Raw genomic sequence first — 13,915 nt, 5'->3', positions numbered from 1 at the left:
CGTCGCGGTACCCGTTGTCGAGAGGAAAGCCGCCATGGAGAACACCCGCACTCTGGCCGACGTGGACCCCGAGATTTTCCGGGCCGTCCACGACGAGACGCAGCGCCAGGAAGATGGTCTGGAGCTGATCGCCTCCGAGAATTTCGTCAGCCCCGCTGTCATGGAGGCGGTGGGCTCCGTGCTCACCAACAAGTACGCGGAGGGCTACCCCGGCAAGCGCTACTACGGCGGTTGCGAAGTGGTGGACGTGGTGGAGAACCTCGCCATCGACCGCGCGAAGCAGCTGTTCGGCGCGGACTTCGTCAACGTGCAGGCGCACTCGGGCAGCCAGGCCAACATGGGCGCGTACATGGCGCTGATGAAGCCGGGCGACACCATGCTGTCGCTGGATTTGAACTCCGGCGGCCACCTCACGCACGGCGCCACGTTCAACTTCTCCGGCAAGCTCTACAAGGTCGTCCACTACGGCCTGACGCGCGAGACGGAGACCATCGACTTCGCGCAGGTGCAGTCCCTGGCGCGCGAGCACAAGCCCAAGGTCATCGTCGTGGGCGCCAGCGCCTATCCGCGCACGCTGGACTTCGCGAAGTTCCGCGAGGTCGCCGACGAGGTTGGCGCGGCGATGATGGTGGACATGGCGCACATCGCGGGCCTGGTCGCCGCGGGCGTGCACCCCTCGCCGGTGCCCTTCGCGGACATCGTCACCAGCACCACGCACAAGACGCTGCGCGGTCCTCGCGGGGGCCTGGTCATGGGCCGCGAGCCCTACGCCAAGTCCATCAACAGTCAGATCTTCCCTGGCATCCAGGGCGGTCCGCTGATGCACGTCATCGCCGGCAAGGCGGTGGCCTTCCGCGAGGCGCTGACGCCCGAGTACAAGACGTACCAGCGCCAGATTGTCTCCAACGCGCAGGCGCTGGCGGAGGCGTTGAAGTCCGCTGGGCTGCGGCTGACCTCTGGCGGCACCGACAACCACCTGATGCTGGTGGACCTGCGGCCCAAGAATCTCACGGGCAAGGTTGCCGAGGCGGTGCTCGACAAGGCGGGCATCACCGTGAACAAGAACATGATTCCGTTCGACCCGGAGAAGCCGATGGTGACGTCGGGCGTCCGGGTGGGCACTCCGGCCATCACCACGCGCGGCATGCGCGAGGCGCAGATGGCCACGGTGGGCAAGCTCATTGGCGCCGCGCTGGACTCGGCCCAGGACGACGCGGCGCTGGCCCGCATTCGCGGACAGGTGAAGGAACTCGCGCAGGGCTTCCCCCTGTACGCCTCGCGGCTCAAGTAATCGAAGGGACCAGGAGCCTCGCTCCGTCTCCATGCGCTGCCCGTTCTGCCAGGATGCCGAAAACAAGGTCATCGACTCTCGCGAGTCGCACGAGGGCTCCGTCATCCGGCGGCGCCGCGAGTGTCTGGCCTGCAAGCGCCGCTTCACCACGTATGAGCGGGTGGAGGAGCTCTACCCGCTCATCGTGAAGAAGGACGGCCGGCGCGAGGCGTTCGACCGTGAGAAGATCGTCTCCGGGCTGAAGAAGGCGTGTGAGAAGCGGCCGGTGTCCGTGGATCAGCTCGAGGAGACGGTGGTGGCCATTGAACGGCTGCTGCAGGGCATGGGCGAGAAGGAGATCAACTCGTCCGTCATCGGCGAGGAGGTCATGCGCCGGCTCCAGGAAATGGACGAGGTGGCCTACGTGCGCTTCGCGTCCGTGTACCGGAGCTTCCGGGACATCTCCGAGTTCATGCATGAGCTGAAGGACCTGCTCGAGGACCAGGAGCGCGAGCGCAAGGCGAAGCCGCCCCTCGCGCCGGGCCGGGGGAGCTGAGGGGACACACCATGCGGCTGCTCACGCGGGCCAGGTTGGAAGCCACCAGGGCGCCCCGGGCGAAACGGGCGGCGGACTTCGACCGCGCCGTGGCCGAGTTCTTCATGCGCATCGCCCTGGAGGAAGCCGCCAAGGGCCTGGGCCGCACCAGCCCCAATCCGGTGGTGGGCGCCGTCCTGGTGAAGGGCGGCCGCATCATCGCTCGCGGCTACCACAAGAAGGCGGGCACCGCGCACGCGGAGGTGGTGGCGCTGGAGGCCGCCGGCTCCCGCGCGAGGGGCGCGGACCTCTACTCCACGCTGGAGCCGTGCGACCACTACGGCCGCACGCCGCCGTGCAGCCTGGCCATCATCGAGGCCGGGGTGCGCCGCGTCTTCACCGGCTCCTCGGACCCGAACCCCAAGGTGAGCGGCAAGGGCGTGGCCCGGATGCGCCGCGCCGGGGTGAAGGTCGTCACGGGCGTGCTGCAGGAGGAGGCCGACAAGCTCAACCGGCCCTTCTTCAAGTCCATCCGCACGGGCATGCCCTGGGTGACGCTGAAGGCCGCGGCGACGCTGGACGGCAAGCTGGCCACGGCCACGGGGGACTCGCGCTGGGTGACGGGCGAGAAGGCGCGCGAGTGGGTGCACCGGCTGCGCGACAACGTGGACGTCATCCTCGTGGGCGCGAACACCGTGCGCCACGACGACCCCAAGCTCACCACGCGGCTGCCCGGCGGCAAGGGCAAGGACCCGCTGCGCGTCGTGGTGGACAGCCACCTGCGCCTGTCGCCCGGCTACACCGTCTTCACCCAGAAGAGCCCCGCGCGCACCATCATCGCCACGCTGGAGGACCCGGAGGGGCGCAAGGCGAAGCGCTTCCTGGCCCAGGGCGTGGAGGTGTGGCAGCTGCGCAAGAAGGGCGACCGGGTGGACCTGAAGGCCCTGCTGCGGCGGCTGGGCAAGTCCGGCCTCAACCACGTGCTCGTGGAGGGAGGGGCGGAGATGTACGGCAGCTTCCTGCGCGAGCACCTGGCGGACGAGCTGGCCCTGTTCCTCGCCCCCAAGCTGCTGGGCCGCCAGGGCATGTCCTGGGCGGGCGACCTGGGCGTGAAGGAGATGACCCAGGCCCTCTCCGTCAAGGACCTCACCTTCGAGCAGCACGGGCAGGACATCCTGCTCCAGGCGCTGCTGTAGGCCCCCTCCGAGCCTCCGCCCGAGGCCTCATGCATGAGGCCCGGTAAAGGGGCCGTTGAATGGAGGACACGCCGGGGGCCCCGGTTGTCCGTGGGCGTCGCGACGGCGGGTCCGTTATAAGCCCCGTCATGTTCACCGGGCTCATTCAGGACATCGGCGGGGTGGAGCGCGTCATTCCGGGCGGGATGACGGACTTGTGGATTCGCACGTCGCTGGGCGCGCGGGACTTCGCGCTGGGCGAGTCCATCGCCGTGGATGGCGCCTGCCTCACGGTGGTGGAGCGCACGGGCGAAGCCTTCCGCGTGCAGGCCGCGCCGGAGACGCTGCGGCGCACCACGCTGGACGCCGTGCGGCCGGGAGACCGCGTCAACCTGGAGCGGGCCCTGGCGCTGGGGGACCGGCTGGGCGGGCACCTGGTCTCCGGGCACGTGGACGGCGTCAGCACGGTGCTGGAGACCTACCCGGAGGGCGGCTCGTGGGTGATGGTCTTCGGGCTGCCGGAGGCGCTGGCGCCGTACTTCATCGAAAAGGGCTCGGTGGCCATCGACGGCATCAGTCTCACCGTCAACACCGTGGGCGTGGACCGCTTCAGCGTCCAGCTGATTCCGGAGACGCAGGAGCGCACCACCCTGCGGGCCAAGAAGGTGGGCGCCCGGGTCAACCTGGAGGCGGACCCCATTGGGAAGTACGTGGCGCGCCTGTACCTGCTCCAGAGGGGGCAGGCGGGCGCTCCAGGCCCGGGAGGGGTGTCCGAGGCGGCCGTCCGGGCGGCGGGCTTCGGGACGCCGTAGCAGGCGACGCCGGAGCCTGGGTGGTGTAGGAAGCCCCGCATGCCTCGCTACATCGAAGGTGATTTCCTCCCCCCCAAGGGCCGCTTCGCCATCTGCGTCGCCCGCTTCAACGGCTTCATCACCGAGGAGCTGGCCAAGGGCGCTGTCGACACCCTGGTGCGTCACGGCGTGGCCGACGCGGACGTGGACGTGTACCGCTGCCCCGGCACCTATGAGCTGCCCGGGCTGGTGCGCCGCGTCGCGGAGTCGCGTCAGTACGCGGGAGTCATCGTCCTGGGCGCCGTCATCCGGGGTGGCACGCCTCACTTCGACTACGTCGCGGGCGAGTGCGCCAAGGGCATTGGCGCGGTGGCCTTCAGCGCCGCGGCGGCAAGCCCCCCGGCGGCCGTCACGTTCGGCGTGCTCACGTGTGACACGGTGGAGCAGGCCATCGACCGGGCCGGCGTGAAGGCGGGCAACAAGGGCTCCGAGGCCACGCTGGCGTGCATCGAGATGGTGAACCTGTACGGCAAGCTGGCCACGCTCGACGCGTCGAGGAAGGGGTAGTCATGGGCGCGCGCAGAACGGGACGTGAGCGGGCGTTGCAGGCGCTCTACCAGTTGGAGATGGCGGCGGGCGCGTCCGTGAATGACGCCCTGGAGTCGGCCTGGACGGCGTCGGACGAGGAGAAGCGCGAGCCGGACGCGGTGAAGTTCGCCCGCGAGCTGGTGGAGGGTGTGCAGGCCCACCGCGCGGAAATCGACCGGCTCATCGAGTCACACAGCCACAACTGGCGGCTGGACCGCATGTCGCGCATCGACCGCAACGTCCTGCGCGTGGGCATCTTCGAGCTGAAGTACCGTCCGGACATCCCTCGCAAGGTGACCATCAACGAGGCGGTGGAGCTGGGGAAGAACTTCGGGACGGAGGAGTCCAGCGCCTTCGTCAACGGCCTGTTGGACCGTGTCGCCGTGGCGCTGAACAAGGCCTGAGTTGCCGGAGCCTCGAGCGGAAGAAGGGACGCGCCGTGAGCCAGACGACGACGCACGACATCGGGATGGAAGGGCTGGACTCGCTTGGCGGCGTGGACGCCCTGTGTCTGTTCGTGGCCGAGGATGACCGGCCCCTGCCGGCCACCGCGGGCTACGTGGACTGGCGCCTGTGTGGCGTGCTGTCGCGGGTGCTCAAGGGCGGCTTCTTCTCCGGCGCGAAGGACGACTGGCTCCTGCTGCCCTCGGACGGGAAGCTGGAGGTGCCGCGCATCTTCGTCGTCGGCCTGGGGGCCCGTCGTCAGCTCGACGCGGAGGGCCTCCAGGAGGCGCTTGCCGGGGCGGGCACGGTGCTCAGCCGGGCCAAGGTGGCGTCGGTGGCGCTGGAGATTCCCGCCGGAGGTTCGGTGGATGACGCGGCCCGGGTGGAGGGTTTCCAGAAGGGCTTCGTCCCAGCGTTCAAGGGCGGACGGGTGGCCCTCCTGATGGACAAGGCGCTCGTCCGGCTCCTACCAGGCAGGAAGGGCTGAAGCACAGCGACCGGGCAGGGCTTCTGTTAGCATGGGGGACCGTCCGGGGCGTGCGCACATGCGTGTCAAGGTGCTGATTGTCGAGGACTCCAAGGCGTCGCGCGAGTACATCGCGTCGACCGTGGAGGCCGTGGAGGGCATCGAGGCCGTCGTCACCTCGAGCGGCTTCGAGGCCCTGAAGCTGCTGCCGCGCCACCGCTTCGACCTCATCATCACCGACATCAACATGCCCGACATCAACGGGCTCGAGCTCATCAACTTCGTCAAGAAGAACCCCAACTACCGCGACGTTCCGCTCTTCATCATCACCACCGAGGGGCGCGACCAGGACCGCGACAGGGGCATGGCGTTGGGCGCCGCGGAGTACCTGGTCAAGCCGTTCCAACCGGGGAGCCTGGAAGGGCTTCTGCGCCGGTACCTGAAGCTGCCGTGAGTCCTCCGAGCAAGGCGCTGGCCGAGTTCGTGGCCGAGGCGACCGAGATTCTGGAGGCGCTGGGCAAGGACCTGCTCGTGCTGGACGAGCGGCGCGGCCAGGAGGCTGACCCCGAGCGCGTCAACGGCATCTTCCGCGCGGCGCACTCGCTCAAGGGGCTGGCGGGGCTGTTCGGTCAGGAGCGCATCTCCCGGCTGGCGCATGGCACGGAGGACCTGCTGGACAGGCTGCGGCTGGGCAAGCTGCACTTGAACGACGCGGTGCTCGACACGCTGATTGAAGCGCTGGACGCCTTCCAGGCGCTGCTGGCGGAGACGGCGCGGGGCACGGAGTCGGATGGCCTCACCCGTCGCGCGGATGGCATGGCGGAGCGGCTGGGGCAGCTGGGCGAGGTGTCCGTCGCGCAGGACGAGGACCCGCTGGAGCGGCTGGAGCTGGAGGCGCAGGTGCGCTCCGTCTTCACCGAGTACGAGGAGCACCGGCTCCGGGAGAATGTGCGCCGGGGCGTGGCGCTGTGGCGAGTGCGCGCCGCGTTCGACCTGTCCGACTTCGACAAGGGCCTGGCGGACCTGAACACGCGCCTCAAGCCCCTGGGAGAGGTCATCAGCACGCTGCCCTCGGCCCAGCCGGGCGGCGCGCATGGCATCGCCTTCGACCTCATCTTTGGCGCCCAGGTCTCCAGGACGGAGCTGGAGTCGGGGCTGAAGGGCACGCCCGCGGAGCTGTCACCGCTCGCCGTGCGGCCCGCGGCGCCCAGTGCGACGACCCGCTCCGCCGAGGCGCTGGTTCGTGCCACCGAGTCGCCCGCCATTGTCCTGGGGGCCATCGGCGTCGCCTCCGCGCCCGAGGCCTCCGTCGGGGGCGCGTCTCCCGTGAAGCCTGGCGGGACGAAGCAGGGCGTGCGCGCCGCGATGGAAGACGGAGCGCCGCACTCATTCCCGGACCCGGACCCCGACACGGAGCTGGGGGAGACGGGGGGGAGCGCGGAGGCCGCGGGCACGTCGGGCCCTTCGCTGGTGACGTATCTGCAGGGGCCGGGAGGGCGTGCGCCCGGCCGCGCGGTGACGCCCGTGGCGGCGCCTCCCGTCGCGACGGAGCCGTCGCTGCGCTCGTTGACGCAGACGGTGCGGGTGGACATCGGCAAGCTGGATGGCCTCATCAACATGGTGGGCGAGCTGCTGCTCATCAAGGCCAGCCTCCAGCGGCTCGCGGAGTCGGCGCGGCAGGAGGGCGTGGTGCCCCTGTCGAAGCTGTTCGGCCAGGAGCTGGCGCGCGAGACGCGGGGCCTGGAGCGCAAGCTGGAGGCCTTGCAGGAGGGCCTGCTGGAAGCGCGCATGGTGCCGGTGGGTCAGGTGTTCGACAAGCTGGCCCGGCTGGTGCGCCGCATCACCCGCGAAGCGGGCAAGGAAATCGACTTCGTCATCGGCGGCGGCGAGGTGGAGCTGGACAAGCTCATCGTCGAGGAGCTGAGCGACCCGCTGATGCACCTCATCCGCAACGCCATCGACCATGGCGTCGAGTCTCCGGACATGCGGCTGGCGGCGGGCAAGCCCCGGCGCGCGGTGGTGGCGCTGCGGGCGGAGCAGAAGGGCAACCACGTCGTCATCGAGGTGAGTGACGACGGGGCGGGCATCGACGAGCTGCGCGTGCGCGAGGTGGCGCTGACGCGAGGCCTCATCACCTTCGCCCAGGCGGAGGAGATGGGCCGCCGGGAGCTGCTCAACCTCATCTTCCTGCCCGGCTTCTCCACCGCGCGCAGCGTGTCCGAGCTGTCCGGCCGAGGCGTGGGCCTGGACGTGGTGAAGAACAACCTGGGCAACCTCTCCGGCATCATCGACGTGTGGAGCGAGCGCGGGAAGGGCACGGCCTTCCACCTGACGCTGCCCGTCACGCTCGCCATCATCCGCGCGCTGGTGGTGGGGGTGAGCGCCCGCACGTACGCGGTGCCGTTGAACAGCGTGCTGGAAATCCTCTCCGTCCAGCCCCGGGAAATCCGCACCCTGGAGCGGCGCGAGGTGCTGGACGTGCGCGGGCAGACGCTGCCCTTCGTGCGGCTGTCACGGCTGTTCGGCCTGCCGGAGCGTCCGGTGAGCCGCTACTTCGTGGTGGTGGTGGGGCTGGCGCAGGAGCGGCTGGGCATCGCCGTGGACGAGCTGCACGGCCAGCAGGACATCGTCACCAAGCCCCTGGGCGGCAGGTTGCAGTCCGTCCGGGGCATCTCCGGCGCCACGGACCTGGGCAACCGTCGTCCGGTGCTGGTGCTGGACGTGGCGGACCTGCTGGAAGAGGGACTGGCCCTGGAGCGAAGGCGGGCCTGACGCTCGCCCTGGCCGGCTGCTATCCTCACCCACTGTGTCCCGGTTCGCCGAACTGCTCGACGACTTCTTCTTCCGTCCGGACGAGGACGTCAGCGGCCTGCAGGACTTCGCCGCCGGCAGTGACGGCGTCGCCTCCTCCACGCCCGAGGAAGTCCCGGAGGAGTACCTGTCCTTCCTACTGGAGGGAGAGTCGTACGCGGTGCCCATCCGCCTCGTGCGCGAAATCTCCAAGGTGCCCCCGCTGACGGAGATTCCCAGGGCGGAGCCTCACCTGCTCGGGGTGATGAACCTGCGCGGAGAGCTGCTGCCCGCGTACGACATCAAGGTCCGGTTGGGGCTGACGGAGCGTGCGCCCCTGGTCGCGGGGCCGGATGCGCCCGCGCCGCCCCGGGATGCGCGCGTCCTCGTGTTGCGCACGGAGACGGGGCCGGCGGGGGTGTGGGTGGACAGCGTGTCCGGCGTGGTGAAGCTCAAGCCCTCCATGCTGGAGCCGCCGCCGCCCGGCCTGCGCCTGGGAGACAAGGACTGTGTCGTGGGCATCGGTCGACGCGGGCCCTCGCTGTACATCCTGCTGGACCCTGAACAGGCACTGACGCCATGAAGGACTCGGTCAACCTGTTGGCGCGCCACCCCTCGGGGGCACCGGATGCGCCCGGTGAGCAGTCGGACACCGTGGTTCAGCTGTGCGCCTTCTTCGTGGGTGAAGAGGAGTACGTGCTGGATATCCAGCGAGTGGAAGAAGTGCTGCCGCTCCAGCGCGTGACGCCCATTCCGCATGCCCCTTCGTTCGTGGAGGGCGTGCTCCACCTGCGGGGCGTCATCCTTCCCGTGGTGGACCTGCGCTTCAGGCTCCAGGGGCAACCTTCGGTGCAGTCGCGCAAGGCACGGCTCCTGGTGTGTCGACTGGGCGCGCGGCGGGTGGCGGTGCGTGTGGAGCGGGTGGCCGAGGTGCTGCGGGTTCGCCGGGGTGACATCAAGCCCGCGCCCGCGCTGAGGGTGTCGGGGCGCTCGCCCTTCGTGGTGGGCGTGTGCGGCCCGCCGGACCGCTTGCGGTTGCTGCTCGATTTGAAGGCGTTGCTGCGCATGGAGCTGGAGCGCGAAGCGGTGCGCCCGTCGAAGTGAGGAGGGTGACGATGGACCTGCAGCGCAGTGACTTGGACAACCACCGCCGCATCCTGGGCATCGCGTTCATCGCCATCAACGCGCTGACGGTGCTCGTGGGCGTCGGCCTGGCCGTCTTCTTCGCGTTCGCCGGGGCGATGATGGTGAGCGAGTCGTCGCTGGCCGAGGACCGCGCGAGCTACTGGCTCTTCGGCGGCGGCATCAGCGCGTGCGTCCTGGCCTTCGGCCTGCCGGGCGTCATCGCCGGCATCGGCTTGTTGAAGCGGCGCGGATGGTCGCGGGTGCTCGCGCTGGTGTTGGGAATCGTCGGGCTGTTCAACTTCCCGCTGGGCACCTGCCTGGGCATCTACGCCATCTGGTTCTATGCGCAGGAAGGCTCCGACCGGGTCCTCGCCTCATGAGCCACCTGCCCGTCTTTCCCGCGGAGGAGGAGCGCTACCGCGCGCTCCAGGAGTTGGACCCGCGTGGCGAGGGCATCCTGGACGTGCTCCTCACGGGGCTGCACGACGAGAGCTGGCGCGTGCGCCACGCGGCGGCGGAGGGGCTCCAGCGGTTGGCCGCGCCCGAGGACGTGGCCCTCCGTCTCGTGGGGGTCCTGGGCGAGCGCGGTGAGACGGGGGCTCGCAACGCGGCGGCCGAGGCGCTCGTGGGACTGGGCCTTCCAGCCCTGAGTCCCCTGGTGAAGCTGCTGGGACACGCGGACCCGGACCAGCGCAAGTTCGCGGCGGACATCCTCGGGCAGCTCGGACTTCACGTGGCGGAGGCGCCGCTGGTCCAGGCACTGGAGGACCCGGACCTGAACGTGCGCGTGGCCGTGTCGGAGGCGCTGGGCCGCGTGGGCAGTGAGCACGGCGCTCGCGCGCTGGAGCGACTGCTGGGGGACCCGGAGCCGCTCTTGCGCCTGTCCGCGCTGGAGGGACTGGTGCTGCTGCGCCGTCCGCCGCCGTTGCCGGTGGTCGTGGCGCTGCTGGACGACGCGCGGCTGCGGCGCAGTGCCTTCCGTGCGCTGGGTCTCATTCCGCAGGTGGCGGCCACGGAGCGGCTGTGCCTGGGGCTGGAGTCGGCCACCCGTTCGGTGCGCGAGGCCGCGCTGGCGGCGCTGGGCACGCAGGCGTCGCTCGTGGAGCCCGCGCGGCGCTGCGAGCTGGAGGCCGTCATCCGCGCGGCGCTGCGGCGGTTGCCAGACGCGGTGGCTCGGCTGGCGCAGGCGCTGGAGTCGGAGGATGTGACGGTGCGCGCGGGCGCGCTGCTGGCGGTGGCGGCGCTGGGCGAGGCGTCCCTGGCCGTGCCCGTGGCCGAAGCGGCGCGCGAGGACCGCTTGCTGCGGGACGTGCTGAGCACGCTGGGACGGCTGGGCGCGGAGGGTGGGCGCACGTTGCTCGCGGCGATGTCGGACCTGTCCGCGCCCGCGAGGGCCGCGGCGGCCGAGGCGCTGGTGGACCTGGTGGATGCGACGTCCGTCACGCCGCTGTGCGCGCTGCTGGAGTGGGCGGAGGACGACTTGCGCGGCGTGGTGGTGCGGGCGTTGGGGCGCACGCGCTCAGCGGAGGCCGCGGGCCCCCTGGTCGATTTGCTGAGGGACTCGGTGACGGCGGGCGCGGCGACGCGGGCGCTGGGTGTGCTCGCGGGCAGCTGTCGCGGGGCGGTGCTCGCGGCCCTGGAGGATGCGGTGGCTCGGAGGGCGACGCCGGTGGCGGTGGCCGCGCTGGGCCGGGTGGGTGGCGCCCCCGCGTTGCCTTCGCTGCGCAAGCTGGCGCGGGACGTGGACCCCCGGTGGCGGGCGGCGGCGGTGGAAGTCGCTGGCGAGGTGGACGGCGGGGTGGGACGCGAGCTGGCGCGGGCGGCGCTCGCGGACGAGGCCGCGCCGGTGCGAGCCGCGGGCGCGCGGGCCATGGGAAGACTGGGCGGCACGGAGGCGGGGGCGCTCTTGCGCTCCGCGCTCCAGGACGAGGAGTCCTCCGTGCGACGGGCGGCGGTGGAGGCGGTGGGTGAGAGTGGCGCGATGGACCGTGTCACCGAACTGGAGCCGCTGGTCCGCCATCCCGACGGAGCGCTCGCGGTGGCGGCGGTGCGCGCGTTGTCGCGGCTTGGGCGGGTGGGTGAGCGCGTGTTGAGAGAGGCTTCGGGTCATCCGGACGCGGAGGTGGTGAAGGCGGTGTTGTCGGCGGGAGCGGTGTCTCGGGAGGGCGTGTCGTTGGCGGTGTCGCTGCTGGAGCATCCGCACTGGGACGTTCGCGCGGCGGCGGCGCGGGTGCTGGGAGATTCGGGAGGGCCGGAGTGTCTGGGCCCCACCCAGCGGGCGCTGAAGGCGGAGTCGGACGTCCTGGCCCGACAGGCGCTGTCGGACGCGGTGGAGCGCCTGGCTCGGCGCTGAGAGAGGGACACGGGGTGGCGCGCTTCGACGACAGCCGGCCGGAGATGACGGCGGAGGAGTTCCGGCTCCTGAGGGACCACGTGTACTCGCACTGCGGCATCCTGGTGCACGAGGACATGAAGTTCGTCATGGAGCGGCGGCTGTGGCCTCGGCTGGAGGCGCTGGGCGTGCCGGACTTCAGCGCGTATCACCGCTACCTTCGCTACGACGCGAACCGGCACGCGGAGCTGGAGGCCGCGGTCGAGTCGCTCACCACGCACGAGACGTACTTCTTCCGGGAGCCCTCGCAGCTCAAGGCGTTCCGCGAGGAGCTGTTGCCGCTGTTGGAGAAGCGCAACGGGCGCACGCGTCGGCTGCGGCTGTGGTCCGCGGGGTGCTCGTCCGGCGAGGAGGCGTACACGCTGGCGATGCTCCTCAAGGACGAGCGCCGCTTCGAGGACTGGGACGTGGAGGTGTACGGCAGCGACATCTCCCGGCGCGTGCTGTCGATGGCGCGGCGCGCGGAGTATGGGCCGTCCGCGCTGCGCGCCACGTCGGCGGACCTGCTCGAGCGCTTCTTCGTTCCGGCGGGCAACGCGAAGGTGCGGGTGCGCGACGACGTCCGGGCGATGGTGTCCTTCGGTCACCACAACCTGCTGGACGAGGCGGGCAGTCAGCTGGTGATGAAGATGGACGCGGTCTTCTGCCGCAACGTGATGATCTACTTCGACCAGTCCGCGCGCAGGCGGGTGCTGCGCATCCTGCGAGACCGGCTGGTGCCGGGAGGCTATCTGCTGCTGGGTCACTCGGAGAATCTGCTCAACCTGGGCGCCGACTTCGAGCTGGTCCACCTGCGAGGCGACCTGGTGTACCGGCGGCCGGAGCTGCCAGGGCTGACGGGGGGCGAGGCGCGATGAGCGGGCAGAAGGGCGTCTCCGTGCTCGTCATCGACGACTCCGCGCACAACCGGCACACGCTGACCACGCTGCTGGAGTCCGCGCCGGACGTGAGGGTGTTGGACCGCGCGGCCGATGGTGAGGAGGGGCTGAAGAAGGTCCTGGAGCTGAAGCCCGACGTGGTGACGTTGGACCTGGAGATGCCGAAGCTGGGCGGCTACACGTTCCTCCGGCTGCTGATGCGCACGGCGCCCACGCCGGTCATCGTCATCTCCAGCTATGCGCACCGCTCGGACGTCTTCAAGGCGCTGGAGCTTGGCGCGTTCGACTTCATCGCCAAGCCCGCCAAGGGCACCCCGGCGGAGTTGGAAGTCCTTCGCCAGGAGCTGCTGGAGAAGGTGCGAGCGGCGCTGCATGTGCGGCCGGGGCAGCGTCACGCCTCGCCCGGGGCTCGGGCGCTCGCGGTGGCGGGCGAGCTTCCGCTGGTGGTGGCCATCGGCGCCTCGACGGGGGGACCTCCCGCGGTGCAGCGCGTGCTGGAGGGACTGGCCGCGGAGCCCACGCCATGCGTGCTGGTGAGTCAGCACATGCCCGCGCAGTTCACCCGGGCCTTCGCGGACCGGCTGGACCGCATTGGCCCCTTCACGGTGACGGAGGCGAATGAGGGTGACGTGGTGCAGCCGGGGCACGTGTACATCGCTCCGGGCGGGCGGCACCTCGTGGTGGTGGAGCGCGGCACTCGGCTGGAGCTGCAGACGCCGCCGCTCACGCACCTGGACAAATACGCGCCGAGCGTGGACCGGCTCTTCACCAGCGTGGCGCAGGTGTTGGGCAACCGCGCGCTGGCGGTGGTGCTGACGGGCATGGGCGCGGATGGGGCGGTGGGGGCGCGCGAGGTGCAGCGCGTGGGCGGAGAGGTGTGGGCCGAGTCGGAGGAGACGGCGGTCGTCTTCGGCATGCCAGGCGAGGCCATCGCCTCGGGGGCGGTGAAGCGGGTGCTGCGACTGGGGGAAATCGGACCCGCGCTGGCGGCCATCGCCCGGCGGCGGCGATGAGGGGACGCGGAACAGCGGGCGGTGGAAGAGGCCCGGGTGTTAGTCTGGGCGGGTCATGACGCAGCAGATTCGAGCACTGGTGGTGGACGACTCGCAGGCCATGCGACGCAGCATCATGTACGCGTTGCAACGCATCAGCGGGATGGTCTGCACCGAGGCGCAGGACGGCGCCGAGGGACTGAAGAAGTTGACCCAGGGACGCTTCGACCTGGTGCTCACGGACATCAACATGCCGTTGATGGATGGCCTCAAGCTCATCCACCACATCCGTCAGGCGACGGACCATCGCCATGTGCCCATCGTCGTCATCACGACGGAAGGCGCGGCGGCGGACCGCGAGCGGGCCCTGTCCCTGGGCGCGAGCGCGTACCTGGTGAAGCCCGTGCAGGCCAAGGTGGTGATGGACACCGTCAGGGACTTGCTGAAGCTGGACTGAGGGCGAGCGAGC

The 13,915-nt window shown here is 70.6% G+C and carries 16 protein-coding genes; all 16 read left to right on the top strand.

Annotated features, from left to right (window positions below; all coding sequences use genetic code 11):
* The first annotated feature begins 34 nt into the window (after window positions 1–34).
* The 16 genes from glyA (at window position 35) to HUA74_RS40550 (ending at window position 13,903) form a co-directional block, all read left to right on the top strand.
* Window positions 35–1,291, top strand: a complete 1,257-nt coding sequence (gene glyA / locus HUA74_RS40625) for a serine hydroxymethyltransferase (protein ID WP_174458879.1) — start codon at window positions 35–37, stop codon at window positions 1,289–1,291.
* Between the two features lie 31 nt (window positions 1,292–1,322).
* Window positions 1,323–1,826, top strand: coding sequence for a transcriptional regulator NrdR (gene nrdR, locus HUA74_RS40620; RefSeq protein WP_141644356.1), 504 nt, complete (start codon window positions 1,323–1,325; stop codon window positions 1,824–1,826).
* A gap of 11 nt (window positions 1,827–1,837) precedes the next feature.
* Complete coding sequence (gene ribD / locus HUA74_RS40615) at window positions 1,838–3,001, top strand: bifunctional diaminohydroxyphosphoribosylaminopyrimidine deaminase/5-amino-6-(5-phosphoribosylamino)uracil reductase RibD (protein ID WP_141644355.1); 1,164 nt, start codon at window positions 1,838–1,840, stop codon at window positions 2,999–3,001.
* Between the two features lie 128 nt (window positions 3,002–3,129).
* Entirely contained in the window at window positions 3,130–3,792 is a 663-nt protein-coding gene (locus HUA74_RS40610) for a riboflavin synthase (protein ID WP_141644354.1), read from the top strand.
* Window positions 3,793–3,831: 39 nt separating this feature from the next.
* Complete coding sequence (gene ribH, locus HUA74_RS40605) at window positions 3,832–4,338, top strand: 6,7-dimethyl-8-ribityllumazine synthase (RefSeq protein ID WP_141644353.1); 507 nt, start codon at window positions 3,832–3,834, stop codon at window positions 4,336–4,338.
* A 2-nt stretch (window positions 4,339–4,340) separates the two neighbouring features.
* Window positions 4,341–4,763, top strand: a complete 423-nt coding sequence (nusB, locus tag HUA74_RS40600) for a transcription antitermination factor NusB (protein ID WP_141644352.1) — start codon at window positions 4,341–4,343, stop codon at window positions 4,761–4,763.
* A gap of 35 nt (window positions 4,764–4,798) precedes the next feature.
* Window positions 4,799–5,290, top strand: coding sequence for a M17 family peptidase N-terminal domain-containing protein (locus HUA74_RS40595; protein ID WP_174458878.1), 492 nt, complete (start codon window positions 4,799–4,801; stop codon window positions 5,288–5,290).
* Between the two features lie 58 nt (window positions 5,291–5,348).
* A complete protein-coding gene (locus HUA74_RS40590) occupies window positions 5,349–5,723 on the top strand; it encodes a response regulator (RefSeq protein WP_141644350.1) in 375 nt (124 codons plus the stop codon).
* Window positions 5,720–8,041, top strand: coding sequence for a chemotaxis protein CheA (locus HUA74_RS40585; protein ID WP_174458877.1), 2,322 nt, complete (start codon window positions 5,720–5,722; stop codon window positions 8,039–8,041). The genes HUA74_RS40590 and HUA74_RS40585 overlap by 4 nt, the downstream gene beginning before the upstream one ends.
* A 34-nt stretch (window positions 8,042–8,075) precedes the next feature.
* Window positions 8,076–8,642 (top strand): chemotaxis protein CheW, encoded by a 567-nt coding sequence (locus tag HUA74_RS40580; protein ID WP_174458876.1) that lies wholly within the window; start codon window positions 8,076–8,078, stop codon window positions 8,640–8,642.
* A complete protein-coding gene (locus HUA74_RS40575; RefSeq protein ID WP_141644347.1) occupies window positions 8,639–9,163 on the top strand; it encodes a chemotaxis protein CheW in 525 nt (174 codons plus the stop codon). Before HUA74_RS40580 ends, HUA74_RS40575 begins: the two co-directional genes overlap by 4 nt.
* A gap of 11 nt (window positions 9,164–9,174) precedes the next feature.
* Window positions 9,175–9,564 carry a hypothetical protein gene (locus HUA74_RS40570; RefSeq protein WP_141644346.1) on the top strand — a complete coding sequence of 130 codons (390 nt, stop codon included), beginning with the start codon at window positions 9,175–9,177 and terminating at the stop codon, window positions 9,562–9,564.
* Window positions 9,561–11,537 (top strand): HEAT repeat domain-containing protein, encoded by a 1,977-nt coding sequence (locus HUA74_RS40565; RefSeq protein ID WP_174458875.1) that lies wholly within the window; start codon window positions 9,561–9,563, stop codon window positions 11,535–11,537. The genes HUA74_RS40570 and HUA74_RS40565 overlap by 4 nt, the downstream gene beginning before the upstream one ends.
* 14 nt (window positions 11,538–11,551) lie before the next feature.
* Window positions 11,552–12,433: a protein-glutamate O-methyltransferase CheR gene (locus HUA74_RS40560; RefSeq protein ID WP_246137324.1), complete on the top strand. Its 882-nt coding sequence runs from the start codon at window positions 11,552–11,554 to the stop codon at window positions 12,431–12,433.
* Window positions 12,430–13,467, top strand: a complete 1,038-nt coding sequence (gene cheB / locus HUA74_RS40555; RefSeq protein ID WP_141644344.1) for a chemotaxis-specific protein-glutamate methyltransferase CheB — start codon at window positions 12,430–12,432, stop codon at window positions 13,465–13,467. The genes HUA74_RS40560 and cheB overlap by 4 nt, the downstream gene beginning before the upstream one ends.
* Before the next feature lie 55 nt (window positions 13,468–13,522).
* A complete protein-coding gene (locus tag HUA74_RS40550; protein ID WP_141644343.1) occupies window positions 13,523–13,903 on the top strand; it encodes a response regulator in 381 nt (126 codons plus the stop codon).
* Window positions 13,904–13,915: the final 12 nt, after the last annotated feature.

Source organism: Myxococcus sp. CA051A (genome assembly GCF_013336705.1).
GTDB lineage: Bacteria > Myxococcota > Myxococcia > Myxococcales > Myxococcaceae > Myxococcus > Myxococcus llanfairpwllgwyngyllgogerychwyrndrobwllllantysiliogogogochensis.
The sequence above is the reverse complement of the archived record's forward strand: the minus strand, read 5'-3'. Positions and strand labels throughout refer to the sequence as shown.